Origin of the sequence: Desulfuribacillus stibiiarsenatis, from assembly GCF_001742305.1 — a bacterium.
Lineage (GTDB): Bacteria > Bacillota > Bacilli > Desulfuribacillales > Desulfuribacillaceae > Desulfuribacillus_A > Desulfuribacillus_A stibiiarsenatis.
This window is the reverse complement of sequence record NZ_MJAT01000037.1, coordinates 142,226-168,534: the sequence shown is the minus strand read 5'-3', so window position 1 is coordinate 168,534 and position 26,309 is coordinate 142,226. Positions and strand designations below refer to the sequence as shown.

General features: G+C 38.5%; 29 protein-coding genes, 1 pseudogene and 1 other annotated feature. Of the genes and pseudogenes, 2 read left to right on the top strand and 28 right to left on the bottom strand.

Annotated features, from left to right (window positions below; genetic code table 11):
* The 21 genes and pseudogenes from BHU72_RS16210 to BHU72_RS13120 form a co-directional block, all read right to left on the bottom strand.
* Positions 1-157, bottom strand: a pseudogene (locus tag BHU72_RS16210) (IS21 family transposase); the annotation flags it as partial.
* 814 nt (positions 158-971) lie between these two features.
* Positions 972-1,484 (bottom strand): DUF1643 domain-containing protein, encoded by a 513-nt coding sequence (locus BHU72_RS13215; RefSeq protein ID WP_069703091.1) that lies wholly within the window; start codon positions 1,482-1,484, stop codon positions 972-974.
* A gap of 502 nt (positions 1,485-1,986) precedes the next feature.
* Positions 1,987-2,319: a hypothetical protein gene (locus BHU72_RS13210; RefSeq protein WP_069703090.1), complete on the bottom strand. Its 333-nt coding sequence runs from the start codon at positions 2,317-2,319 to the stop codon at positions 1,987-1,989.
* 431 nt (positions 2,320-2,750) lie between these two features.
* Complete coding sequence (locus BHU72_RS13205) at positions 2,751-3,212, bottom strand: YhfM domain-containing protein (RefSeq protein WP_069703089.1); 462 nt, start codon at positions 3,210-3,212, stop codon at positions 2,751-2,753.
* A 379-nt stretch (positions 3,213-3,591) separates the two neighbouring features.
* The gene (locus tag BHU72_RS13200; protein WP_069703088.1) at positions 3,592-4,026 is read right to left on the bottom strand and encodes a hypothetical protein; all 435 of its coding nucleotides are present in this window, start codon (positions 4,024-4,026) and stop codon (positions 3,592-3,594) included.
* A gap of 306 nt (positions 4,027-4,332) precedes the next feature.
* Positions 4,333-4,752 (bottom strand): NUDIX hydrolase, encoded by a 420-nt coding sequence (locus BHU72_RS13195; protein ID WP_069703087.1) that lies wholly within the window; start codon positions 4,750-4,752, stop codon positions 4,333-4,335.
* 100 nt (positions 4,753-4,852) lie between these two features.
* Positions 4,853-6,079, bottom strand: a complete 1,227-nt coding sequence (locus tag BHU72_RS13190; protein ID WP_069703086.1) for an RtcB family protein — start codon at positions 6,077-6,079, stop codon at positions 4,853-4,855.
* A 225-nt stretch (positions 6,080-6,304) separates the two neighbouring features.
* Entirely contained in the window at positions 6,305-6,619 is a 315-nt protein-coding gene (trxA, locus tag BHU72_RS13185) for a thioredoxin (RefSeq protein ID WP_069703085.1), read from the bottom strand.
* Between the two features lie 16 nt (positions 6,620-6,635).
* Positions 6,636-6,881, bottom strand: a complete 246-nt coding sequence (locus BHU72_RS13180; protein WP_069703084.1) for a DUF1462 family protein — start codon at positions 6,879-6,881, stop codon at positions 6,636-6,638.
* Positions 6,882-7,084: 203 nt separating this feature from the next.
* Positions 7,085-8,371 (bottom strand): homocysteine synthase, encoded by a 1,287-nt coding sequence (locus BHU72_RS13175; RefSeq protein WP_069703083.1) that lies wholly within the window; start codon positions 8,369-8,371, stop codon positions 7,085-7,087.
* A gap of 77 nt (positions 8,372-8,448) precedes the next feature.
* Complete coding sequence (locus BHU72_RS13170; RefSeq protein WP_069703082.1) at positions 8,449-9,117, bottom strand: helix-hairpin-helix domain-containing protein; 669 nt, start codon at positions 9,115-9,117, stop codon at positions 8,449-8,451.
* Between the two features lie 73 nt (positions 9,118-9,190).
* On the bottom strand, positions 9,191-11,662 hold the full coding sequence (gene leuS, locus BHU72_RS13165; protein ID WP_069703081.1) for a leucine--tRNA ligase: 2,472 nt from the start codon (positions 11,660-11,662) through the stop codon (positions 9,191-9,193).
* Positions 11,663-11,713: 51 nt separating this feature from the next.
* Positions 11,714-11,967: a binding site (T-box leader), on the bottom strand.
* 50 nt (positions 11,968-12,017) lie between these two features.
* Positions 12,018-12,803, bottom strand: a complete 786-nt coding sequence (locus BHU72_RS13160; RefSeq protein WP_176720491.1) for a class I SAM-dependent DNA methyltransferase — start codon at positions 12,801-12,803, stop codon at positions 12,018-12,020.
* Positions 12,804-12,807: 4 nt separating this feature from the next.
* On the bottom strand, positions 12,808-13,176 hold the full coding sequence (gene rsfS / locus BHU72_RS13155; protein ID WP_069703105.1) for a ribosome silencing factor: 369 nt from the start codon (positions 13,174-13,176) through the stop codon (positions 12,808-12,810).
* A gap of 11 nt (positions 13,177-13,187) precedes the next feature.
* On the bottom strand, positions 13,188-13,784 hold the full coding sequence (gene yqeK / locus BHU72_RS13150) for a bis(5'-nucleosyl)-tetraphosphatase (symmetrical) YqeK (RefSeq protein WP_069703079.1): 597 nt from the start codon (positions 13,782-13,784) through the stop codon (positions 13,188-13,190).
* Entirely contained in the window at positions 13,750-14,379 is a 630-nt protein-coding gene (nadD, locus tag BHU72_RS13145; RefSeq protein ID WP_176720490.1) for a nicotinate-nucleotide adenylyltransferase, read from the bottom strand. The genes yqeK and nadD overlap by 35 nt, the downstream gene beginning before the upstream one ends.
* A 106-nt stretch (positions 14,380-14,485) precedes the next feature.
* Positions 14,486-14,782 carry a ribosome assembly RNA-binding protein YhbY gene (gene yhbY / locus BHU72_RS13140; RefSeq protein ID WP_069703078.1) on the bottom strand — a complete coding sequence of 99 codons (297 nt, stop codon included), beginning with the start codon at positions 14,780-14,782 and terminating at the stop codon, positions 14,486-14,488.
* 17 nt (positions 14,783-14,799) lie between these two features.
* Positions 14,800-15,630: a shikimate dehydrogenase gene (gene aroE, locus BHU72_RS13135; protein WP_069703077.1), complete on the bottom strand. Its 831-nt coding sequence runs from the start codon at positions 15,628-15,630 to the stop codon at positions 14,800-14,802.
* Positions 15,631-15,646: 16 nt separating this feature from the next.
* On the bottom strand, positions 15,647-16,789 hold the full coding sequence (gene yqeH / locus BHU72_RS13130) for a ribosome biogenesis GTPase YqeH (protein WP_069703076.1): 1,143 nt from the start codon (positions 16,787-16,789) through the stop codon (positions 15,647-15,649).
* Positions 16,777-17,298 carry a YqeG family HAD IIIA-type phosphatase gene (locus BHU72_RS13125; RefSeq protein ID WP_069703075.1) on the bottom strand — a complete coding sequence of 174 codons (522 nt, stop codon included), beginning with the start codon at positions 17,296-17,298 and terminating at the stop codon, positions 16,777-16,779. The genes yqeH and BHU72_RS13125 overlap by 13 nt, the downstream gene beginning before the upstream one ends.
* Positions 17,299-17,437: 139 nt before the next feature.
* Complete coding sequence (locus BHU72_RS13120; protein WP_176720489.1) at positions 17,438-17,839, bottom strand: STAS domain-containing protein; 402 nt, start codon at positions 17,837-17,839, stop codon at positions 17,438-17,440.
* A gap of 208 nt (positions 17,840-18,047) precedes the next feature.
* On the opposite strand from BHU72_RS13120, the gene BHU72_RS13115 reads away from it, so the two are divergent.
* A complete protein-coding gene (locus tag BHU72_RS13115; RefSeq protein ID WP_069703074.1) occupies positions 18,048-18,488 on the top strand; it encodes a flavodoxin in 441 nt (146 codons plus the stop codon).
* Between the two features lie 24 nt (positions 18,489-18,512).
* A complete protein-coding gene (locus BHU72_RS13110; protein WP_176720488.1) occupies positions 18,513-19,094 on the top strand; it encodes a DUF3793 family protein in 582 nt (193 codons plus the stop codon).
* On the opposite strand, the gene BHU72_RS13105 is transcribed toward BHU72_RS13110, so the two are convergent.
* From BHU72_RS13105 to nifE, 7 genes are all read right to left on the bottom strand, one after another.
* Positions 19,049-19,885, bottom strand: coding sequence for a hydroxymethylglutaryl-CoA lyase-like TIM-barrel protein (locus BHU72_RS13105; protein ID WP_069703072.1), 837 nt, complete (start codon positions 19,883-19,885; stop codon positions 19,049-19,051). The two genes, BHU72_RS13110 and BHU72_RS13105, sit on opposite strands and share 46 nt — an antisense overlap.
* Positions 19,886-19,904: 19 nt before the next feature.
* Complete coding sequence (locus BHU72_RS13100; protein WP_176720487.1) at positions 19,905-21,119, bottom strand: homocitrate synthase/isopropylmalate synthase family protein; 1,215 nt, start codon at positions 21,117-21,119, stop codon at positions 19,905-19,907.
* On the bottom strand, positions 21,097-21,738 hold the full coding sequence (locus BHU72_RS13095) for a Fe-only nitrogenase accessory AnfO family protein (RefSeq protein WP_069703070.1): 642 nt from the start codon (positions 21,736-21,738) through the stop codon (positions 21,097-21,099). The genes BHU72_RS13100 and BHU72_RS13095 overlap by 23 nt, the downstream gene beginning before the upstream one ends.
* Before the next feature lie 56 nt (positions 21,739-21,794).
* The gene (locus tag BHU72_RS13090) at positions 21,795-22,109 is read right to left on the bottom strand and encodes a 2Fe-2S ferredoxin (protein ID WP_069703069.1); all 315 of its coding nucleotides are present in this window, start codon (positions 22,107-22,109) and stop codon (positions 21,795-21,797) included.
* A gap of 28 nt (positions 22,110-22,137) precedes the next feature.
* Complete coding sequence (gene nifB / locus BHU72_RS13085; protein WP_245671914.1) at positions 22,138-23,412, bottom strand: nitrogenase cofactor biosynthesis protein NifB; 1,275 nt, start codon at positions 23,410-23,412, stop codon at positions 22,138-22,140.
* Positions 23,413-23,485: 73 nt separating this feature from the next.
* On the bottom strand, positions 23,486-24,874 hold the full coding sequence (locus BHU72_RS13080; RefSeq protein WP_069703068.1) for a nitrogenase component 1: 1,389 nt from the start codon (positions 24,872-24,874) through the stop codon (positions 23,486-23,488).
* 12 nt (positions 24,875-24,886) lie between these two features.
* Positions 24,887-26,275 carry a nitrogenase iron-molybdenum cofactor biosynthesis protein NifE gene (gene nifE / locus BHU72_RS13075; RefSeq protein WP_069703067.1) on the bottom strand — a complete coding sequence of 463 codons (1,389 nt, stop codon included), beginning with the start codon at positions 26,273-26,275 and terminating at the stop codon, positions 24,887-24,889.
* Positions 26,276-26,309 lie beyond the last annotated feature (34 nt).

Genomic DNA, 26,309 nt, shown 5'->3' with positions numbered 1-26,309 from the left:
GGTATTTATCTACAGTTCTTCTGTCTACCTGGAACTTCCTTGCTAATTCACTTTTGTTTATTTTCATATTGAGATTCTCCATGAGAAGTTTCAGTTTTGGTAAATCTGAGAGTCTAGTAATTTCAATTTCTGTTGTTATGTCTAGTTTTACATGCATACATTTCACCCCATAACCAGTATGCATGTAGGGTTGAAAATTGTACATTCTTATTCAATCAATTTTGTACATTATTAGCCTAGCATTTATACGGATTATGTTTCCTTTGCGAGCTGCATATATCTGTTAACCCCTTTCCCATGTGATTGGCTCTCCCAATCTCGGAGTACTATGGGTTAATCCGAATTCCTGCGTGCATTGGCCGTCCTCTTTTTCGATTGGATAGACCTACCTGATATAGCAGGAGCCACAGGATACTCCCAAGTTCCTGACATCTCTCTCTATACATACCACGTTCTCTGACCCCGACAGACCCTCGAAAGTCTCACCTTTTACGACTTCTCTGTATTGGCTTCCATGACGTTAAACATGTCGCCATCTGCAACTAACCTATTTCTAGGCACACGATTTACGGGGCTGAATATGCTTCAAGGATTACGGTCTCCCCTGTGGTCTATATAGTTCCCTGTGTACGCTTCACCTAACTGTTACCAGCTTCGGCGCAACACTCGGTATGGGTGGTTGGTTAGACCTTGTCCAACAGGGACTTCCACCCTGTAAGTAGATGCCAAGCTTTGCTTGGCGCACTAACGTTTCGTGTTCCCGACGCCCTGAGCCTTACAGGTAGCCGCTCATGGCCGGGACCCTCTGGGTGGCCTAATGCGGCTGTCGCCTCGCTTAGGCTCAGGGAGTGTGGGCGGCAATCCCTAGAGTTCTGGCTATTCCGCCCCTTGCGGGCAACACATTGTTATGTGTAGTGGCAAATCTCCAAAGCAAAACTATAAATTCACCTTGAGTATGACTCTTATGATTATTAATCATTACTAGTGAAATCAATCAGTTCTAAGTCGAAACCCAAACGGCTTGGATGCCTACCCATTTTCCCGTCTTTATCTTTAAAACACTTTATTTTTGCTTCATGCCCCTTAAGCAAACTCATTACAGCTCTTTTGCGCCGAATGTATTTCTTTTTGTCTGATCCCCAGGCAATGATTATCATATCTGAATCTTCGATGGCTTTTTTAATAAAATCATCATTCTTATTTCCCACAGCATCTTTATTATTTGCTAAACTTTCAGGAGTAGGAGATACATATGCAAAAAGATTAACAACATTTATACACCCAAATCCTTCATCTACAAGGTAATTCATAACTTTCATTACTGACAAATCACCTTTTATTTCATCAGCATAACTGGGATTTAGCATAATAACCGTGGCTTTTGATGCTTCTTCTTGCCATTTTCTTGTCAATAAATATCGGTGAACTCTTTCTTCACTTGAAAATACAGCTGTAGAACTTACCGTAGCCATGAATTCACACATTCCTTATCCCTCCATATAATTCTCCGAAATTGCTATTACACATAACTTGGCGCGGGATTTGCGACGTGACCGAAGTTGTGCGTGCACAACGAAGGAATGTCCGCAAAGGCCGTTGATAGGGTCGTTGCGAGCGTCTTGCGCGAGCAGCCTATCAGCGGGTGCAAAGCCCGCGCCACGATAGGCAGGACTTTCGAGCGCAGCGAGTAATGTCCTGCCTATCGTCCGGCACTCGCGACGTCCGCTAGCCTTAGATAGCTATTATCTTAGGCTGGCGGATGTGGGCGGGATGACATCGTGCAGCGCTACTTCAGGGCTTACTTCATGCTCTGCCCCTTGTGCGAGTGCCTTGTTAGGCGGTGGACTCTGCCCCACAAAACAAGAGCAGCAGGACGCTGCGGCCTCAAGCAGCCTTTACCTTGTCGCAATATATGGATGATGTTCAGTAGCTAGATTATCCCATGCAAAATACAATAACTATTGAACTAACGCCCCCGTTAATGAATTACCACTCTCTTCCTTCTTCTTTCTTCCACATTTTATAGTGATATATTAACTGAATACATAACGCTAATAATACAATTGAAACAAAGGTTATATACACTGCTAAACTTCCATTAGAGAAAAAGTATAATACAATAAGTCCAATGATTAAAATTGGGGAACTTATTAAAGTTCGCACCATCTTTCTTCTATGAGATAGTTTGAAATAATTTAATTCTATACCTTTATCTACTTTGTCCTTCCTTTTGTAAACGTTTGAAAAGATAAAAGTAGTGATTACGGCAACTATAACTGGAATCACAATTACAATTACAATATTTTGAAATACTGACACGTCTTCCCCTCCCCCATACTTATCTTTATCATAAAAAACATTACCCCTGTGCAACTAAACAGCTCTATTAATTTAATAAGCTCTTAACCGCTACGCATAAGCTAGCATTTATACAATCTATTACTCTCTTTTAATCTCCGCGCAGGACGCGCGGTAATCGCAGAGTCCGTCGCTTAACGTCCTGCAGTCCAGACGTCACTGAGCCTTACAGACGCAGGCCGAGGGTTAGATAACTCCTATCTTAGCCTCGGGCAAGCCGACTTTGGTTAGGCCCAGGGATGTGGTGCGGCAATGCTTCGTGCTTATTCTGCAATGCACACTTCTTCATGCACTTCATAGCTTCCGCACTTTGCTGTACTGCGTTGTTAACTGATGCCAGACGACCTCTAGTTCAGAGCTGCCAAGGACGGCAGCCCTTACAGAATAAAAGGTCAATCTAAATCCTGTTCCACTAAATCAATTAGTCTACTAATCATTTTTTCTGAAACAATATAAATTGTATGCGTATCATCTTTACTCATCAATGTACTATTTTGTTCCTTTTTACCTATCCATAGAAAAAAACGCTGTTTATTTTCATTTTCATAAACAACATCAAAGTAAACCTCTGGAGTAGCCATATTTGCTATGCCAGCTACTCTTACCGCAGTTGTAATTAGATCACCAAATGTTTCAAGTACTTCTTTTTCTTCAAAAATAGTTTCACTAACTCCTTTTGATTTAAATACAACCTTTTTTATTTCGCCATCTAATTTCAATCTTTCATTATCTAATAATTGTAATTCATGGTATGTTATTTGTGTTTCCGATGTATTATTATCTTTTAATTGGCAACCAAAAATAATAGCAGCTATAAAAGCCCATAATAAAATAACCATTATGATTCTCTTCATATATTATCACCTCTAGGATTCATTGATTTTATTTTAGACTACTCAGAATCTCACGAAATAGTATGAATTTTTGAACCCAGCGCCATGGACGGCGCGTCTGCACTTCGTCCGATGTCAGTTAACGTTTTGCACTCGCGACGTGGCTCAGCCTTACAGGGAGCCGCTCATGCCCAGAGAGACTTCGCGGGCTAATGCGGCGACCGACTCGGTTAGGCTGAGACATGTGGGCAGGATAACCTCCTGACGATACTTCAGAGCCTTGCAACCTGCTGTGCCCCTAGCGCTGAGTGCTTTGTTATATGTAGTTCCCAGCCCCTAAAAGCCACAATCAATGCCCACTGTTGCAAAATCCTATTCTCACAATTGCTAGTTAATCCATTTAATTAAATTCTTGTACTTTCTTAATCACAAAATCATTATATAGCTGTATACTAAAAGCTTCTAATGCTGTTTGATCGGTAATAAATGTAAAAGTTATACTGTGTTCCATAGCTATTCCATATAATCTTCCGGATACAGTTACATGCCCGGTTTTATCTAGACAAAACTTTACACCTGATCCATAGCAAATATCATTTAGTTCAACAGTTTTCGTCTTGAAATCATATAAATCCTTTATCTCTTTAACAAAGCGAACAAAGTCTTCTATGTTATATTCAAATTCAGAAATCCCTGAATAATTTCCTGAAATCACACTAACATTGAATGTCGTATTATACGGATTTCCACTTTTGAAATCCTCATATGAAACAATAATATTGCTCATGATTAATTGTTGATCTGGGTTCCCTGTATCAATAATGTAAGATTTCAAAATAACCACCTCAAATGTAACTATTGATTCTATATGATCCCCGCTCTCTTAGGGGCGAACCAAGCTGGGAATTACTTATAACTACTTCTTTCCCGTACCCGACGTTCGTATAAGAAGCAAAAATTGGATTTTAGACGAACCATGGTTCGGGAAAATATATTGTGGAAACGCTAATATTCGAGGATTGCCACACATAGGAATCATCCTGCGATAAAAATCAATAATGACCAAAATAAAGAGCGACGCATCCAACCCCTCCTATATTTCCCATAGAGAGATTTTCGACGTTGCCCCATTTGAATCCTTTTATTTTAAAACCTTACTCCAATCCCATTGGTCCATATCTGCTTTCAAATCTGGTAATAAATTATATTTTTCTTGTTCATTAGGACTAATCCAAGCATAATCTAAATGTTCATGGGATATCTTAACTTCATCACTTTCACTTTCACACAAAAAGGTAATCCCTATAATCTGAGTCGTTTCATTCTTCATACGATTCCAAACATGAATAGGCTGAACAACCTTAACCTCAAGAGCTACTTCCTCTGTTAATTCGCGTTTTAGAGCAGTTTCTGGAGCTTCTCGAAAGCTTAGCCCACCACCAGGTAACTCCCAATACGATTCTGTTTCACCATGACGTTGTGGACGCTTTAAAATTAAAAACTTCCCTTGATACGTTACTAATCCTTTAATTGCTATATGAAAATGACTTTGTTCAATCATTCAGTCGCTCCTTATCGTAATTCAAATTTTATCCACTATTATAATACATAAGGAGTAATTAAACTATAACTTAAATTGTAAATTGACTCTTTTTTATCCCTTAACTTGACTTGAAATTATATAGGGGCTTAATAATCTGAAGGATTTCTACTGTGTCACTTACGTTGTTTAGGATGTTCTCGATTGGCTTATATGCCATAGGAGCTTCATCTAAAGTTGCTTCTCTTACAGAAGATGACCAGATCCCAGCCATTGAGTCTTGGAAATCTTGTATTGAGATATGATCTTTCGCAACATTTCTACTCATCAATCGGCCAGCACCATGTGGTGCTGAGTAATTCCAGTCAGGATTACCCTTTCCTTTGGCGATGATACTTCCGTCCCTCATGTTGATCGGGATTACTACTATTTCATCCTTATACGCGGATATGGCACCCTTGCGGAGGATTTTATTCTCAATATCGATATAATTATGAATCGTTTGAAAGTTATGGAGATTATTAAAGTTAAGTTGTAGGCACTCATTGACAATTCTTCGCCCGATTACTTCACGATTTTTGTTCGCATATTCTTGCACGATTTTCATGTCATGAAGATAATCTTCCATCAGCCTTCCTTCTAAATAGCAGAGATCTTTAGGAATTATGCACTCCCTTTTATATTTCTCTTTTAATGCTTTTAGTGCTTTTTGAATTTCCTTTCTTTTACCTTCTTCTTTAAAAGTACGTATTAATTCTTCTCGTTCTTTTTCAAACAGCTCATTTTCGCCAGTATGATACTGATATGCCTTATTCTGATAATAAGTTGCTATTTGTTTTCCTAAATTTCTACTACCGCTGTGTATCACTAAATATTTGTTGTTATTGTCGTCGCAATTTATTTCAATAAAGTGATTTCCTCCACCAAGGGAACCTAAGGCTCTGTTAAATTCTTTTGATGATTTAGGAATTTCACGAAAACACTTGATATTTTCAATTGTTTTGCTGAAATCTATTTGCGGATGCTGATTAATCTGAAAACCATGAGGGATTTGTTCTCGAATAAAACGGTCAACATTTTCAAAGTCTATGTCGATTTCACCAAGATTAACTACAAGCATTCCGCACCCGATATCAACTCCAACTAAATTCGGTACAACTTTATCGCAGATCGTCATTGTTGTGCCAATCACACAACCCATTCCTGCATGACAATCTGGCATGATCCGTATATTTGCATCTTGAAAAAATTCCTGATTACATAAATCTATAATTTGCAATTGTGTTGTCTCGTCGATTTGATCTGTGTATACTTTTGCTGAATTATATATTCCTTTAAGCAGTAACATGATGTACCCCTTTTCCTTTGCGTTATAGCCCATATTTCGCGGCACTTACCTTACATTTATAGAAGTGGGACTATTAGTAACGCCGCTGAGTAAAGAAACCTTAGCTTATAGTGTTACACCGCTGAGTTAAAATTCTATTTGATTAATGTAAAAAACTCAAGACAACGCCTTGAGTTTTCTACTAGTAATTAATGTTATGTTTAGTTTTGTTATTCGTTATTACTATTACTTATGTTTATTCACAAGATTCACTAAGTTTCCTTTTGGTTGGAAGCCAACAGCGCGTTCTACCAACTGTCCATCCTTCATGATAACAATTGTAGGGACGCCTTGTACACGATACTCAGCTGCAAGATCTTGATTTTGATCTACATTCACTTTAATAACTTTCACATCTGCTAATTCCTCTGCAATTTCATCCAATACTGGTGCAAGCATTTTGCATGGTCCACACCAATCAGCGTAAAAATCCACAAGAGAGACACCAGCACTTACTTCTGAAACAAAATTATCTTTACCAACTACACTAATGACAGCCATTAAAATTACCTCCTATTTATGATTTCTTTAAAGCTCCAGCCATATCGATATGCTGAATTATTTTCCCGAAATCTACTGTTCCTTCTGCAACTATTGCATTATTTACAGTAACAACAGGGAAAAATGCTGCATGTTTACGGATATCGACAACTCTAGCATCTTCTTTCACTTGCGGGTCATCAATATTGATATAACTTATTATTACACTTTTTTCAACATAATCTCTAGAAATTCTTTGGAAAAGTAGCTCGTAGATCTCCACTGGAGACGGTGGAGCAAATCATCCACCACTGGCACATTGACTTCTCTGGTCGCCAAAAATCATTACTTCTACCATAAACTACCTCCTACATACCCTATGTGGTATATGATATAGGATTCTGTTGTTTTTTTCAAGTATTGAGGTATAGGAATATGTGTAGTTGTATTTAAGTAATTTATCGCAAACTCATACGGATCGATTTACTATTGTTGACTTGCCTTGAATGCTTGGTCTAAGTCCTCCATTAAATCTTGTGCATCTTCGATGCCCACTGAAAGACGGATCATATCTTCTGTAACTCCACTAGCTTCTTGTTGCTCTTTCGTTAATTGCTGATGTGTAGTACTAGCAGGATGAATCACCAGGGAACGAGCATCCCCAACATTAGCAAGTAGAATAAACAGTTTCAAAGAATCAATAAATTTCGTTGCTGCAGGAGTTCCACCCTTGATACCAAAAGTTAAGATTGCTCCTTGGCCTTTAGGAAGATACTTCTTAGCTTTAGCGTTTTGAACGTCTCCCTCTAAACCAGGGTAATTCACCCATGTAACGGATTCGTGGGAACTAAGGAATTCTGCTACCTTTTTCGCATTATCGCAATGGCGTTGCATACGTAAATGCAATGTCTCTAAGCCTTGAATCAGCAAAAAGGAGTTAAATGGAGATATGCATGATCCCATATCTCTTAATAATTGTACTCTCGCTTTAATAATATATGCCGCAGGTCCAATATCTCTTACATAGGATACGCCATGGTAGCTTGAATCTGGCTCAGTCAGACCTGGGAATCTTCCATTCGACCAGTCGAATTTACCTGAATCAATGATTACTCCACCAATAGAAGTGCCGTGACCACCGATGAACTTCGTAGCAGAGTGAATGACAATATCTGCTCCAAAATCGAATGGACAAATTAAGTATGGAGTTCCAAACGTGTTGTCTATAATTAATGGTACTCCTTCTTCATGGGCAACCTTAGCAACACCTTCAATATCCAATACATCAATTCTAGGATTACCGATTGTTTCAGCAAAAACCGCCTTGGTCTTTTCGTTAATTGCTGCTCTAAAATTCTCTGGATTAGACGGATCTACAAAACGAACAGTAATTCCTAGTTTCGGCAATGTTGTAGAGAATAAATTATATGTACCACCATAAAGGCTACTAGCTGCTACAATTTCGTCACCAGAATTCGCAATGTTCAATACAGCGTATGTGATAGCAGCTTGTCCTGAAGAAGTAGCTAAAGCGCCTATTCCGCCTTCTAGTTGAGTAATACGTTGCTCGAATACATCTTGAGTAGGATTCATAATTCTTGTATAAATATTACCCATTTCCTTTAAAGCAAATAGATTCGCTGCATGTTCTGTATCTCTAAACACATACGAAGAAGTTTGGTAAATAGGTACTGCACAAGCACCTGTTGCTGGGTCTCCTTCAAAACCTCCACGCACTGCAATGGTGTCAAAACGCATTTGTTTGTCCGTCATAGTAATCCTCCTTAGAAGTAAGTAATTTTTTACATAAATATACCACAATTCGCATTACAATACTATGATTAAGTGTGTTAATTTACAGACACTTGATCTTTAAAGCTCTCTAACGTTTTCGAACCAATCCCACTTACATTCGTTAAATCCTCAACCTTCGAAAAACGACCATTGGTTTCTCTGTATCTAATAATCGCTTCCGCTTTGCTTGGACCAATCCCTGTAAGTTTTTGCAGCTCTTCTTTCGTAGCGGTATTAATGTTGATTTTGTTAGTATGCTGTCCCATAGAATTATTATGTTGTCCTCCAGCAGGAGCATTCATAAGCCATTGATTGCGGTCCTCTTCTGAAGTGAAAATGATGACTTCTTGTCCATCCTGTAGCTTCTCTGCTAAGTTTATTAAATCTAGATTACCCATAGGTAGTACTCCGCCTGCAGCTTCCACCGCATCAACAACACGCTGTCCTTGATGCAATCTATATACTCCTGGATTCGTAACAGCACCTTTAACATGAACATAAATTTGCTCTACTTGATTGTTATTTAAACCTACATTTGATCGTTCATGTTCTAACGGACTATTTTGTTGAGTCGAATTGTTCTGTTGACCAAGATTGAGGTCGCTTTGTGTAATGATTACCGGGGATTCGTTTCTCCCCAGTAACCAATAGGTACTTACTCCTAAAAAAACAATTGCAAATAGTACGACTATGACAGTTTTTTGTTTAGCTGTGACTGACACCATTCATAAACGCCCCTTTTCAGAATAAGGAAAAACTGGCATTGCAAGTCCTTCGTTAAACCTGACAAGCTGTTTACTAGCCTACAACAATGTTAATTAGTTTTTGAGGCACTACAATAATCTTCTTAATCGATGCACCCTCAATGGAACTTTGAATTCGCTCATCTTCCAATGCAAGTTTTTCAATTTGTTCTTTAGTAGCATCCGTTGGAACAACAAGTTTCGCTTTCATTTTTCCGTTTACTTGTGCTACAATTTCAACTTCGTCAAGTATTAGAGCTTTTGCGTCATATTTTGGCCAATCCGTTAGATAGATGCTTTCTTTCTCACCAATGATTTGCCATAATTCTTCTGTTATGTGAGGTGCGAACGGCGCAAGTAGGATGACTAACGTACGTATCGCTGCTTGCAGGACTGCTTGATTCGCTTCCGCTGGATATTGATACATTTTATTGACTAACTCCATGATAGCAGAGATCGCTGTATTAAAATTATAGCGTTCTCCAACGTCTTCCGTTACTCGTTTAATCGTTACATGTATCATACGGTGTAGCTCTTTACTTGCATCGCAATCTGTCGCATATGCCACTTTGCTTTCATTGACATTCTGATTTTCGTTAATAAATCTCCATACTCTATTTAAGAAACGGTAGCAACCCTCTACCCCCTGATCATTCCAATCTAAATCTCGATCTGGTGGAGCAGCAAAGAGGATGAACAATCTACCAGTATCGGCACCATATTTGCTAATGATTTCATCAGGACTAACTACATTCCCTTTAGATTTGGACATTTTAGCGCCTTCTTTAATCACCATTCCTTGCGTTAATAAGCTCTTAAATGGTTCATTAAAGTTCACTAAACCAGAATCGTGTAACACCTTCGTGAAGAACCTTGAGTATAGCAAGTGTAATACAGCGTGTTCAATACCACCTATATATTCATCAACAGGTAGCCACTGATTCGCGCGCTCAGAAGAGAATGGCACATGGTCATTCTTAGGATCTGTATATCTTAAGTAGTACCAGGAAGAGCAAATAAACGTATCCATGGTATCTGTTTCTCTTTTTGCTTGCTTACCGCAAGTAGGACAGGTGGTGTTCATAAAACTTGCTGATGAAGCTAGCGGTGATTTGTTCCCTACATCAAAGGAAACCTCTTCAGGTAATAGCACTGGTAGCTGCTCATTAGGTACTGGAACTGTGCCGCAATCGTCACAATATATAATTGGGATTGGTGCACCCCAGTAACGTTGTCTCGATACTAACCAATCACGCAAGCGATACGATACTGTTGCTTTGCCCAAACCTTGTTCTTGTAAATATTGTGCAATTTCTGTGATTACTTTTTCATTTTCTTTGTCGTTAAATATATCACTGTTGATTAGTGTACCTTCGCCCGTATATGCTTTCGTCAAATTCCCTTGATCATCCAATACAATCGTATCTGCTTTTAATGGCTGTATGACTTGGACAATAGGCATATCGTATTTCTTTGCAAACAAGAAGTCTCTTTCGTCATGAGCTGGAACACCCATAACAGCCCCTGTGCCGTATTCTAATAGTACATAATTCGCAATCCATATTGGAACCTGCTGTTTAGTCAATGGATGTATCGCATACTTGCCTGTAAATATTCCGATTTTCTCGGAATCCGTAGACGTTCGTTCGATTTCTGATTTTTTGCGAATTGCATCTACGAATTCAGTGATGGCAGTTTCTTTTTCTGTACCTTGAATTAGCTTTTGTACATATGGATGCTCCGGAGCAAGAACGATATAAGTCACTCCGAATAGCGTGTCCGGACGAGTGGTAAACACAGATACCTTTTCTTGAATGTCTGGTAATTCAAATACGATTTCTGCTCCTTCACTCTTCCCAATCCAATTTCTTTGCATTGTCTTAACTTTTTCTGGCCAGCCATCTAATGTATCCAGATCTTGTAATAACTTCTCTGCATAATCTGTGATTCGGAAAAACCACTGCTCTAATTCCTTCTTCACTACTTCTGTTCCACAACGCCAGCAGCTTCCATCCTCTACTTGCTCGTTTGCAAGTACAGTCACACAATCAGGGCACCAGTTGACTGCTGCCTTCTTCCTGTATGCTAAGCCTTGCTCATAGAAGTGCAAGAATAGCCATTGTGTAAATTTATAATAATCAGGAGCGCAAGTTGTTACTTCCCGTTCCCAGTCATAACTAACTCCTAACGTCTTCTGTTGTTTTCTCATGTAGTCAATATTCTCAAATGTCCATTTTGCTGGGTGTAGCTTATTCTTAATTGCGGCATTTTCCGCTGGCATACCAAATGCGTCCCAACCCATAGGATGTAATACGTTATAGCCTTGCATCTTTTTAAAGCGGGCGATAACGTCACCGATAGAATATACACGCATATGTCCCATATGTAGTTTCCCTGATGGGTATGGGAATTGTTCTAAGCAGTAAAACTTAGGTTTATCGCTGTCTTCTGTCGTTGCAAACATCTTCTGGTCTTCCCAATATTGCTGCCATTTAGTTTCTACTTCTGATGGATTATACTGTCTCATGTCTATCAATTACCTCCTATAATATAAAGAAACCTCTCTCCAAAGCTATACGCTAGGGACGAGAGGTTTGATTCGCGGTACCACCCTAATTAGTAATCGACAACTTAACCAATGTCAGTCAACAAAGGCGAAGCAACCGAATTACTCACTCAATGACTTTAACGCAGTCCTACGATTTTAGCTAGCCGCAATTGGTTGACTAAAATAACTCAAGGGTGAGCTTCATTGTATCAGTCACTGGCTTGCACCATCCGCCAGCTCTCTATAGTACTCAATACAACTACTATCCCTGTCAATGTAAAATATCAATTAATTTAGTGTTAGTATATGAAATAATTGCTCTCTTTGTCAAGGGTTAGCGCTTTCTAACAACCCAAAAGTAACGATCTTGCGCTTCGTTAAGAGGTGTGTCGTAATGAAAATCCGCAAAAGTATGATGCAGCTCAAAACCATTTCGTTCTAATAATGATAGTATTAGTTCTGGTTGATACCCTCTCTGCTGATGGTATTCATCAACCCTTTTATACATTTGCATTTGTCCATATTCTTGCGTAAGTATCGTCACATCGTACGTGAGAAGCTCATTATCTAGGTCCCACTCGTTTTGCCAAATACAAATGGTATCATCAGATACCTCAAAATGCTTCCTTGCGCCTAAGCTTTGCATTTTTTTTATGGACAGCATATCAAAAATAAAAAAACCATTAGGTGCCAAGGCGTTATTGATGTTTGCAAAAGCTTGCGACAATTCACCTTCATCGACAACGTAATTCAAGCTATCACAAAATGCAAAAACAACATCAAATGAAACTGGTAGCTTTAATTCGACCATGTCCTGCTGCAAAAAACGGACCCTTCTTTGTACAGGAAGAGATAATTTCCCCAGCTTTTCTTGTGCGATTGCTAGCATATCCTCGGAGATGTCTATACCCCAGATTTCGAAGCCTTTCTCTGCTAACAGAATACTTAGAGTACCTGTTCCACAGCCCAGGTCGGCAATTTTCATCTGACCATTCGTCTTACCTTCTGTTGACTTGCTACGCTCATGTATAATCTTCTCAATCAATTCAAGCCATTGCTGGTATGGCGCATCTCGCATCAAATAATCATATGTATCTGCAAACTCTCGATAAGCTTCCATTGATTTAGTTTGTAGACACTTGGTCAACAGGAATAAGTTTAGCATCTCCCCATAGACGTTCAAGATTATAAAATTCACGTTCTTCTTGGCGGAATACATGGATAATGACATCCCCGAAATCAACTAGAACCCATTTGCCTTCTCTTTGACCTTCTACACCTCTAGTCATTATGCCATCTTCTTGCTTTAATGTATCCATCACATGGTCAGCTATGGCTTTAACCTGCGTAACAGAACGACCTGTACATATAACGAAATAATCGGATATAACAGAAAGACCTTCTATATCAAGAATCACGATATCCTCAGCTTTTTTATCTTCAATTAAATATACAATCCTTTTTATTAAATCTAAATTTTTCTCTTTTTTCATTTCTATGTTTGTCACTTTATCTCTCCTTTTTTTTGTAAAAAATAATTGCGAGCATCTACAGTGATTTCTGCAATTAAAAAATGGTTCTTCACTAACTTTTCTAGTGTTAAGTTAAGGGCTAAATACATCCCTTTATTAAGTTCTGTCCATGTAGCTCTTCGAATTTCTTCAATACCAGGAAAGCTCCTTTTCGGTTCAATATAATCTGCAAGGAAGATAATTTTCTCTAAATCCGTCATTTCCCTTCTACCTGTAGTATGATAGAAAACCGGCAAAAAAATGTCCTCTCCAAATGGAAATTCATCTCTAATCAGGTAAGCACCTACTGGCGCATGCCAAATTGGGGATGCCATTGCAATAATATCTTCCCGTTGATGTTGCTTAAGAATGAGTTGCATTTGGTCTTTAGGTAACTCTTTCGCATAATCGTGAAATAATGCAGCCAACGCACATAGGGATTTATCAATTGTATACTGTTCACCTAACTTAACAGCAACATCAATGACACGTTTTGTATGCTCGTATCGGTGATAGGACAATATGTTTTTCAGCTTGTCCTGAAGTTGCTCCCAGTTATCCCCTTCTGTCCATTGTTTCCATTTTTCCATATAAAGTATGCTCCTTAATGTATTCTAACACGCGATTGTTAACCATATAGCTAACAGATTGATTATTTGTGATTCTATCGCGAATCATCGTGGCCGAAATATCAACGGACGGCGTATTGATAATTTGGATGTTTTGACAATCTAAATATTGTGTTTCTGATTCTAACTTTACTTCACCGGCTCTTTGAAAACCAACGAGTGTACACTCCTGGCATATTTCTCGAATAAATGCCCAATTAGGTAAATCGAGCACTGTATCAGCACCAAGCAACAGAAACAGTTGAGCATCCGGATACTGATTGCGAAAGTATTGAACCGTATACCAAGTAAATGAGATTTCATAAGGAGAATCAAGCTCGAAATTAGATACTTGGTAATGTGGATTATTCTCAATACTAAGCTTTATCATTTGATATCGATGATGTCCATCAGTAATATTTTTTGATCGCTTATGGGGCGGTACTTTGGCAGGTACAAAAATCACCTGATCTAAGCATAGTTCATCACGAATACAATCTGCCGATATTAAATGTCCCATATGAATCGGGTCAAATGTTCCCCCATAAATACCTATTTTTTGTTTTTGTGTAAACAATTGTACCAAGGTATGAACCTTACCTTTCCATAATTGTGTAAATCTATTGTATACAACTACCTGTCCAACTGCAATAAAAAGGTATGCTGATGAAAAAAGCCACACTTTAGTGTGACGGTAGTTCGATTCTCTTTTTGTCAACTGATTCCTTGTACAAAATGATTATGTTTCCAATGATTTGTACAATTTCCGCATTCGTCTTGGCAGCAATTTCAGTTGCGACTTCATCTTTTTCTTCATCACAATTCCTTAATACACTAACTTTGATTAACTCACGAGCCTCTAGTGCTTCTGATATGCTTTTATATAGGTTATCGTTCCCTCCACCTTTTCCAACTTGAAAAATTGGGTCGAGCGAGTTTGCTAAAGAGCGTAAATATTTCTTTTGTTTATTCGTTAACATAATGATTCCTCCAATGATTATTGTTTGATTAGATGTGTTTGGACAGCTTTGTACATTTCTTGCACTGGTGGCTTTTGGCCTGTCCATAATTCAAACGCTATGGCACCTTGATAAATAAACATACCAAGACCGTGATGTATGGTAGCACCTTTTGTTTGCGCTTGCTTTAAAAATTTTGTCATGAGTGGATTATACACAATATCACTCACTAGATGTGACGGTGAAACATAAGCGATATCGATGGGAGTTTCGTTCACATTCGGATACATGCCACTTGGTGTTGTATTAATGATTAAATGGTACTTGTGCAGCTGCTCAAGATCATGAATTACCATTATCTTGCTAGCTTGCTCCTTATCGAACTCAGCCACTAGCTTTTCTGCTCTTTCCTTGTTCCGATTATAGAGTGCAATATTTCGTGCATTCTTCTCTAACAATGAAAAGATGATTCCGCGGGCTGCGCCCCCTGCTCCTAGGATTACGATATCTAGGTCTTGTACATTCACGTTGAGTTCTTCTTCTAACGACATGACATACCCTTGTCCATCAGTGTTATATCCCGTTAGTTTTCCACCATCATTGACAATTGTATTGACAGCGCCAATCATTGTAGCTGAGCGATCGACTGCATCTAAAAATGGAATCACTGTTTCTTTATAAGGGATTGTAACGTTTACTCCACGAATCCCTAACACACGGATTGAATCTACCGCTTGTTTCACTTGGTCGGGATTGATATCAAATGCGAAGTATCGATACGGTAGTGCCATTTTCTCAAAAGCCAAATTATGCATCATTGGAGATAAACTGTGACTTACTGGATGACCAAAAAGCCCAACAATTTTCATATAAATTCTCCCATTTCTATATTAATGCTTTTCTTTTTACTACTTGTGCCGATTGCGGTACTCGAATCTTCACAAGCGCAGCTTCACCCTTGATTGTCAACCAACCTAATCCTGATATAACAAGGTCTGTTTCGTGATTGGCAGGAATATCAAATTCGTATTCTTTGGTCAGTGCAAGGTCGCTCTCACACTCTTTACAAGGCGGCGATAGTAGCTCTAGATAGTGCTTTTCATATAATTCGTCTGCTTTTTCTAACTTCGTTCTATGCACTACTAAATCATTGGATACATAACACACAAACGATTGTTTATTTCCTTTGACATAATCAATGCGAGCCAGACCCCCAAAAAATAAGGTTTGTTGGTCATTCAATTGAAAAATCCTTGGATCGATTTTTTTGCTTGGTGTAACAATATTTAAACAGCTTGGACAAATTTGTTCAATCAAACGGTCCTTTTTCACAATCCCCGGAGTGTCATAAATTGCACTTTTACGACTCAGTGGAATTTTCAATGCTTCAACTGTTGTTCCCGGATATACAGATGTCGTTAATTCTGGTAAATCAAAAAGTTTCGTACTTGCCTCTATACCATCTTCAGCTACTAATAATGGTATTAATCGATTGATTAAAGTGGACTTTCCTACATTTGTGGCACCTACTACATAAACGTCTCGTTTCCCTTTATTATTCCTTACGTATGTGGCGATTTCATCAATTCCCCACTGCTTATATGCGCTCGCTAGAAAAATTGCTTGCACAGGAAGTTTCTTCTTTTCTAATTCATGTTTTATCCACAAGCGAATTCTTTGCTGATTGATATCCTTTGGAAGGATATCGATTTTATTGACAACAACATAAATCGGCTGGTCTTTGATTAGCTTTTTTAATTGAGTGATCCAAGATCCTTCAAAATCAAAGCTATCCATTACATAGATAACAACCGCCGATTGAGTGGATATTTGCCGTAAAATGTCTACGAACTTTTCTTCCTCTAAAGTCACACGAATCACTTCATTGTAATGTTTGATTCTATGACAGCGCTTACATATAACCCCTGGCTTATCTAGTAGTTTTTCTGGAACAAAACCCGGAATTGATTCATCAACAAATTGCAGTTCCGCACCGCATCCGTAGCATTTGCCTTTTAACGTTTCCATGTGATTAACCCCTTGTTAAATAAATGTCTTACGATTTTCTTCTCAATTCTGCGATTGATTTTCGTTGTGAAGTATTCTTTCTCTCCTATTGGATCGACTAAAATTGTATATAATCCCATCCGATTTCCGCCAAGAACATCTGTTAATACTTGATCCCCAACTAATGCTACCTTTGATGCTGGTAATTTCATATCTTGTAGTGCTTTTCTAAAACCTTTTTTGAGTGGCTTACGAGCTTTATGTAAATATGGTATTTGAATCGGTTCAGCAAATTCTTTCACTCGAATAAAACTATTATTTGAAATAATATACACTTGAATTCCTAATTCTTGCAAAGATTCAATCCAAGATGTTACTTCCTTTGTAGTTTCGGGCTGATCCCAACGCACTAATGTATTATCTAAATCCGTTAAAACTCCTTGAATGCCTTTCTTCAATAGCTCTTCTGGATGGATTTGGTGAATGGTGTTTACGTACATATTCGGTATAAATGCTTGAAAAATTGACATAACTACTCCTCCTTCGAAAAAGGCATCGCACAACCAGAATGTTTACAGAATCTAATGATAAAGTCTAGTTATGCTAATAAAAGCACACCTACATGTAAGCTACCCATGTCAGGTGTGCCTTAAACTAATGCTAACAATCTTAGTACTCTTTTAATGGTAGCGGTCGTTCAAAACCTTCCTTTAAAATCTTAATTCCATCTGCCTTAGATTTCACGAGAGGAAATACAAGGTCAAATTTAGAAATCTTAAATAAGTCATAAATAAAATCATTCGTTACCACGATTGCCATCTTACGCTCAATCTCAGCAATTCTTTTTGCGAAATTAATTAATACCCCAAAACCTGTACTATCAATATTCTCCACATTGGATAAATCTATGATGTATCCATCGGCAGTTGTGAATAATTTCGCCATAGAATCTTTTACAGTTTGCGTTGTTCCATAATTCAATTTCCCTTTTATATGTACAATTTGTATGTTTTGCTCAACCTCTGCGAAAACCTCTGGAGCTGAAAAAGCGTCATTGTTATGATTAATCAATGTAATTCACCCCATATTGATTTATTCTTCATCCATTCAATCAACATTATCATAATAAATTCTTGGATTGTCAATGAAAAACAGTATAATTGAACGTTCTCATCATTATATGTCACAAATTATCTAAATTTGAGTGTTTACAATGGGAAATTTATATTATATACTTTAAATAACGATAATGATTATCATTGACGAGGAGATGAGATTTATGACGACTTTATCAATTATATATTGGAGCGGTACTGGAAACACTGAAGGTATGGCAAATGCAATCGCAGAAGGTGCTCGTAATGCGGGTGCGAACGTCACCCTTATACCAGTTAGTCAAGCAACTACGAACGATGTATTCAATGCCGATATAGTTGCATTAGGTTGCCCGGCAATGGGTGCGGAAGAATTAGAAGACACAGAGATGGAACCATTTGTTACTTCGCTTAAAGATGAGAAGCTCCAAGATAAACCAATGATATTATTTGGTTCTTATGATTGGGGCGATGGCGAATGGATGGAAGAATGGGAAAAGCGCATGACTCAATACGGTGCAAAAATTATTGCTGATTCTGTAATTCTACAAGGCTATCCCAGCTCTACTGGCATAGAAAAATGCCAACAATTTGGCAAACAAATTGTGACACAACCAAATCATTAAATTTTACCGTGCGAGGTGATGAAAATGGACAAACAACTATCAAAAGATTTCATAGATAAGAGAGAACAGTTAGATGACAGGAACTATCTTATTACCACAATTGCGTACCATATTGCTCCTACAAGTGCTGGGAAGAAACCTTCCAACCTCTTATCTTTCACTTCTGGCGGAAGGAACTTACATAAGCTTTGGAAACAATATCAGTACTTATTTGCCAATGACCCATTTGTAAGTTTCTTTGAAATCCGTACACAGCCTGATAGCAGTTTAGTTCTTTTTTATAACCCGCAAATGCTTCAGGATATATTATTTCAACGCAAAAACATGGCATTCCTAAAGGGCTATGGCTATCACGAGCATATGTCGACAGAAGATTGTCTACATCAGTTAAAAAAGCATTTCGACGAATCATGTCCTCACGAAATCGGGATATTCTTAGGGATTCCCCTAGAAGATGTCTGTGGTTTTATTAAAAATGCAGGACAAAATTGTTTGCTTTGCGGATACTGGAAGGTCTATCACGATGCCGAACGTGCAAAACACGTTTTTGCAGCTTTTGATCAAGCGAAAGCTACTGTATTAAAGGAATTGGATGAATGGTTATGAAATATACGCAAGATTTCATCTTGCACCTTTAGAAGCTTCTGTAAAGATGCTTCTTCTTTTTTTGTCCCTTGGCCTTGTACAATCGCTGCTTTGAGCATATGCAGTAAATTGCAATTTCCACTCCGCTCACCGAATCCTCCAATTGTTGTATCGACAAAGGTAACTCCCGCCCTAACGCTAGCTAGAGAATTTGCTACTGCCATACCAAAGTCGTTATGCGCATGGATTCCTACTGGAACTTCAATGTGTTCACAAATTGTCTGAATGTCTTGATAGACTTTACTAGGAGTCAAAATTCCAACTGTGTCGGCGTAACGTATTCTTGAAGCCCCTGCTTTCTGAGCCTTGCGACAGATTTCAAGAATAAAATCAATGTCAGCCCTAGATGCATCTTCTAACCCAATGTGAACTTCTAGATTGCGCTCCCTTGCATAATCAATACAACTTTCCATTTGTTCCATCACCCATTGTCTTGTTTGATTAAATTTATAGTAAATGTGTAGATCCGATGCGGGTATGGAAATATGAATAATATCCACTCCACATTCAATGGAAGCTTGAATGTCCAGGTGGTTCATGCGATTCCAAGCAGATATTCTCGCTTGCAAATGAAGTTCCACAATTTTCTCAATACTTTTCCGCTCCACTCCACCCATCGATGGCGTGCCAGCTTCAATCTGCGCTACTCCTATATAGTCTAGAAGTTTTGCTATTTTCACTTTGTCACATACATTGAAAGCAACCCCAGCCTTTTGTTCCCCATCACGCAATGTGGTATCTACAATATTCATACATAAACCTCCAATCAAACTAAGATGGATGACTCTTAAGAATGGAATGACATAGATAAAATAATTCTTCCTCTCGAACATTCCGTTTATAATTTACACTAAAGGCACGAATCGACTGTAATAAAGCCTTCGACTGATCATGGGTGATTGATATCTTCCACTTTTCCATGAACGAAGTTAGTGATTTCATTCCAGAATGCTTTCCAATATAAAGCTCTCGGATATTCCCTACTACTTCAGGTGCATATGGTTCGTAGGTTGCATGGTTCTTAGCGATTCCATCCGCATGAATCCCTGACTCATATTTGAATATATCCTTCCCTATTATCGGTTTCATACCATTAATTCGATCGCCAGTAAGGCTCTCATATAGGGCAGTGATATCAGGAAAAACCGAATAGTCAGGGCGTATCCCTTTCGGTTGCTTAAGATAATGAATCGCCATAATAATTTCTTCTAATGGTGTGGTCGTATCTGTGACTGTATCTGATATACCACCATTAAAGTGTGTAGAAATACTATCTACTGTATAATCTAATGCTTCTATCGTGATTGCTGTTGCTGAATAACTACTATTGCAAGGGCACCAATCAATGCTACACTGTACTAATTCTCGAATCTGAGAAATTTCGTCTGTTAAAAAAGGGACGGCGATTTGACTCAATCCACGAATTCGCAAAACATCAATTGTGTATTGTCTGGAAATGGAGCGCCATTGATCACTCATTAGAATTACCTGTAATTTTTGAAAATTCGCCACATTACATTCTATGATAATCTTATTTCTGTATCGCTGTGTTAACTGTGCGAATAAATGATGCTCGCTCAAATGGTGCTCTTGTATGAAAAATCCTGCTATGTGGTAAGGGATTATTAGATATTGACAGTTCTTAATGATATCTTCAATACCATAATCGTTACTTTGGCGGGCATTATATTGGTAATCATCCTCAAACCGATAGGCAAGGGGAAATCCATGTAGTTCCTGCATGAACGAAACAGTTCTTTGGTTGATTTCAAATATATCTACTCCAACTCGAATTAGCATCTTTACAAGGTCTCGCAATTGAGCGCGTTCCAATGGTGTATATGGTGAATGAAGCTTTGAATTAACATGACTTATAGAAGTAAATGTCCGGTCTATGATTGTTATGGGGCGCTTCTTGTATTCAATCGTCATCATTACCACCCTTTGCAAGTCCTTAGGAGTATTACGTACAGACTTTCTTTGCAATCGTAAGCTTTAATTCTTTATCATTGATTTTCTCTATATTGCTAGTAAAATTATGTTTTATTAATTCGGCTTCTAGCCATGGTGGAACGTGATTGCAGATCACATTCAGCTGATAGAAAGCCCCTTTGCTTAAGACTGGAATCAATAGCTGCTTGGAAGTAATCCCGAGATTGGTGCCTTGGACCTTTGATAAAACTACCTCAAAGATTCCGTTCCCTAGATCAATTGGCTGTAACGAAGCTAACTCATCTTCTTTTTCTTTCGATTGTAGTAATGCTTCTTCTACTTCTAACAGATCTTTTTGATATACGTAATCTAGAAATTCTTCTGCCTTCCCTTCAAACTCCCAACTATCAATTTCTGCTTTTTCAAGTTCGAAAAAAGGAACACCTGTGATTGAATTTCCAATGAATGTTTTGCAATCATCAAGAAAACTTATGATATTGCCCATTTCGCTTCGCAATTCACGAATATTCTTCACTTCGCGCATATCAAATCTTTTAGACCTGATCAGAGACCAATGTCCCATTTCTTTTTTGAATACAACTACTTCGCCATTCTCATTCAATGGAAGGATTTCCCTTGATTCATTGACAAAAGATGCAATAATTTTAGCCACTCGATAACCTCCTTTACTGACGGAATCTCACGGAACAAATGATTCCCTTTATTTTTTTACTTAAAAATCATCAGTCGCTCTACTGGTTTGCCACCTTCAATATGCTCATCTAGAATTTCTTCCACGTCATCATCACTTACGTTTCCATACCAGATATTTTCAGGGTATACGATGACGATAGGGCCCTTCTCACATATGGCTAAGCATCCTGTGTTCGTAACCATAACCTCGCCACTGATGCCGCGATCCATTAACTCTTCCATAAATGTTTCCACTAAGTTTACAGAATCCTTCGAGTGACAGAACCCTTTTTGTTGTCCATTAATTCTTGAACTACTACATACGAAAATGTGTTTTTTTGGCTTATCCATTAGAAATCTCCCTTCCCTTTTTACGATATCAATTGGCTTTTTTTAAATTCTCAACAACATAGGCTAGGCTCTTTTCAATCGTTTCATAATGTTGGAAGCTACAAATCCCATGATTTACTAGATTTTGTTCTGCGGAATGCCCTATTCGCAGGGATAATACCGCATCACAGTCGCGCAGCATATTCACCATTTGCTTGCGTTTGTCTTCCTTACATTCGTCCTCACCATTGCAATACTTAGAAACCTTACGTTTTTCGAGTAATAGAAATTGCTGATTTTTATATTGATAAATGGCGAATTCTTCTGCATGACCAAAATGCAAGTCTACGATGATACCACTTTTCGTAGCAACAGCTACTTTGTAGGTCTCATCTTTTTTAGATTCCGCACTTGAATCAAATGCTTCTGTGATTGCAGCCACTTCTTGCTGTGCAACTTTTATCTCATTTTCAGCAGTTTTCTCAGCAGCTTTCTTTTTACATAAATCTCTAAATTCTATCGAGCGATCTTCCCCTAACAAGCCTATGGCATCGGCACGACACTGTTTACAGTGATGCATTTGTTGCAAATCAAGCTCGCAATCTTTACGCATTTGGACGATTTCCTTCATACTCGTTTGCGGATGATCTTCAAACACACTACCTGGTGCTGGAATTAACGGCATAATATTCGTCATAAACGCACCTAATTGTTTTACTTTTTTGACCACTTCAGGAATGTGATGGTCATTCACGCCTTTAATCATAACGATGTTGACTTTTACTAACACACCTTGCTGCGCTAGAAACTCTAGCCCATGTAGTTGATTGTTGATAAGAATTTTTGACGCTTCTTCACCTTTATACACTACACCATTCCATACGATGTGCTTATAAATCTTGGCCCCAATCTCTGCATCCAAGGTGTTAATCGTGATTGTCACATGGTTAATTCCTAAGTCAACAATCTCTTGTGCATAGAGCGGGAGCATCAAGCCATTGGTGGATAGGCAAAATATGATCTCTGAGTCATCATCCGCTTCGCCGCATGATGATTTCAATGGGTTTTGCTGTTCTATCGACTCTTTAATTAACGAAATCGTTTGCTTCGTGTTTTTCCAGTTCGCTAGGGCATCTCCTGGACCAGCGATTCCCACAACACTTAATTGAGGAATTTTCTCTTTCACCACTTGAAACTTGAATAATGCTTCATTGGGATCTAATAACTCACTGGTAACACCTGGGCGACTTTCATTCATACAGTCAAATTTGCGGTTACAATAGTTACAGCTAATATTACATTTTGGTGCTACCGGAAGGTGCATCCGCGCAAATTTGTGATGTGCATCTGCTGAATAACAAGGGTGTTTTTCGGTTGAACATGCCATAACTATCACCTCAGCTTCCTATTAAAAAGTTTTTTTCGTAATATTCTTTGTACATTTTTGTTCGATATTGATTATATTTGTTCTCTAGTAAAGTATTGGTTAACCGGTCGAGTAGCATTGTTGTTCCTGTATAACCTACGGACAGTAGTCGTTGGCCACCGACACGATCATGAATCGGGAAACCATGTCTTACGAGTGGAATTCCTTCTTGTTCTGTCAAATATCTTCCGTCAGAATGCCCAATCGCTAGATTTACATGATGTTTCACACTTAGACTTCTAATGACAGAAAAGTCTGTTTCCTGCACAATTTCTATCCCCATGTCTAGTTGTTCTATCATGGGTTGAAGAGCTGCCTTTAGTTTGGTTGTTTTACTTCCTGTTGCAACGACTTTCGGAATAATTCCATTCTCTAGACAAGCCTTTGTGATGGCATAGACCTGTTCAGGCTCGCCATAGATCACGGCATTACCTTCTGCATTATATTTATGAGAGTCAATCATACAATCGAGTAGCCTTCCACGCTCTTGCTGTATCGTTTGTGGTATTTCTTTTCCTGAGATACTGCTTAACGTATGCAAGAATATATCTGTACTTTCTAACCCTGTTGGGATAGGTATATTGTGTAGTTCTATCCCGTATTTTTCTTTCAGAAAAAGCCCTGGCGATAACTCGTCGTCAACCATCGCAGCAAATTGAATCGTAGCTTTTGCCCCCGACATTTTCACAATATCTGCAATGGTAGTGCCACCGTCTGGGATTTTCTTATACGGTCTTTCATATGGACGATCAAGTGTGTCTGAATAATCCGGGAAAATTGTATGGGCAATTTCCATTACTTGCAGGATCCTCTTTATTTCCCTAATGTCTGCTGGTGATATATTGGGAACAATGATGTTGATTTTGTCATGGGATTCCGACGGTTTTGTGAGGTGTTTAAGAATCTGTTTCAATGTCAAAAAATACCCTTCAAATTGTGTTCCTCCATATCCTGGGGTTGCGCACGGCACAATTTTTGCTGATAAATCTGAATGTTCTTTTTTAAAATCTGCGGTAATCCGTTCTACATCCTCACCAATTGTTTCTGCTAGGCAAGTCGTTAATACACCAATAAGCTTTGGCTGATACACCTTAATAATGTTTTGTAGTCCAGTTTTTAAATTCTTTTCACCGCCGTATACTGTACCCTTTTCATTGAGAGACGACGAACCAACATCAATTGGTTCGTTATAATGCTCTGCCATATGACGGCGCATATAGGTGCTACAGCCTTGTGAACCATGCATAATCACCATCGATCCTTCAATCCCTTTAAACGGTAGAATCCCTCCCATAGGCATACACATATTACAGGGATTCTCATTGACGTTTTTGTGATGTTGTGTGACTGTCTTCTTCATGAAATCCCCTCCTTAGACATATTTCCATACTGGTGAACAAACGGTGGAATAGACTTCTTTGGCAAAGTTCACTGCCCCCACAAAACCACTTAATGGGTGTTTACGATCATGATTATGGTCTATAAATGCTAGACCTAACTTGTAAGCAAGTGGGCGTTCCTTTACACCACCAACAAGTAAATCTGCACCTTTTTCTGTCATAAATTGTTCTAGCTCTGTAGGATTCGCATCATCAAGGATAACGGTGCCCTCAGTGGCCAATTCAGAAATGGTTTGGTATTCTTCTTTTCTACCAGTTTGCGTTCCTACCATAACAACCTCTACCCCAAGCTCCTTAAACTGCTTTAAAAGGGAGATTGCCTTAAAACCACCACCAACATAGATGGCTGCTTTCGTACCTTGTAGCTTTTGTTTATACCAATCTAACTGGGATTCAATCGTTTTCAATTCTCTCGCAATCAATTGTTCAGCTTTTTGTTCGATCTCAGGATCATTGAAGAATCTAGCAATCTTTCGGATTGATTCCTTCGTATCTTCAATGCCTAAAAATGATATATGGATAAATGGAATGTCATATATTTCTTCCATTTTTTTTGCTAAGTAAGTCATTGATCCAGCGCACTGGATAATGTTAAGGCTAGCTTCTGGCGCTTTTTTCAGCGAGACATAATCAGAGTCACCGGTAAATGTAACATTGATTTCTACACCGATTTCTTTTAAATAATTCTTTATAATCCATGCTTCAGCTGCTAGGTTAAAATCTCCTAAATAGTTAATAGTCTTACTTTTCTTCTTTACTTCTTTAGGTTGACTGGTCTCGCCATTGTTCGTCAATTGTTCTTGTGGAGCAGGTGCAATTAAACGTAATAAAGCATCACATGCTGCTCTATATCCTGCTGATTTGTTCCCTATAAATCCACTCGATTGAACTGGTATTATCTCAATGTTATATTTTTGCGCTTGTTTCTTACATACGGCTTCTAAGTCATCGCCAATGACCCCAACGATGCAGGTGGAATACACGAAGATTAACTTCGGTTTATATTTCTCTACTAGTTCATCAATGACGATTGCTAGTTTCTTCTCTCCGCCAAAAATTACATCCTTCTCTTTCATATCTGTAGAAAAGCTGTTCCGATAGTGATTCGAGCCACTTGTCAAGCTACCACGAATATCCCAAGTATAGCTCGCACATCCGATTGGCCCATGGACGAGATGAATCGCATCAGTGATAGGATTTAACACAACTCGAGCTCCACAAAACACACAAGCACGTTGACTAATAGAGCCAGCTACACTATCTTCATCACATTTGACCTGCTGCTTTTGTGCACCTTTAGTACTTATAAACTCTTTTCTTTCTTCGATTACTTTTGGATCTTTCAGTGCCAGTTGCTCCATGTTCACCACGCCCTTCTCAAAAGTGTTGTCTAGG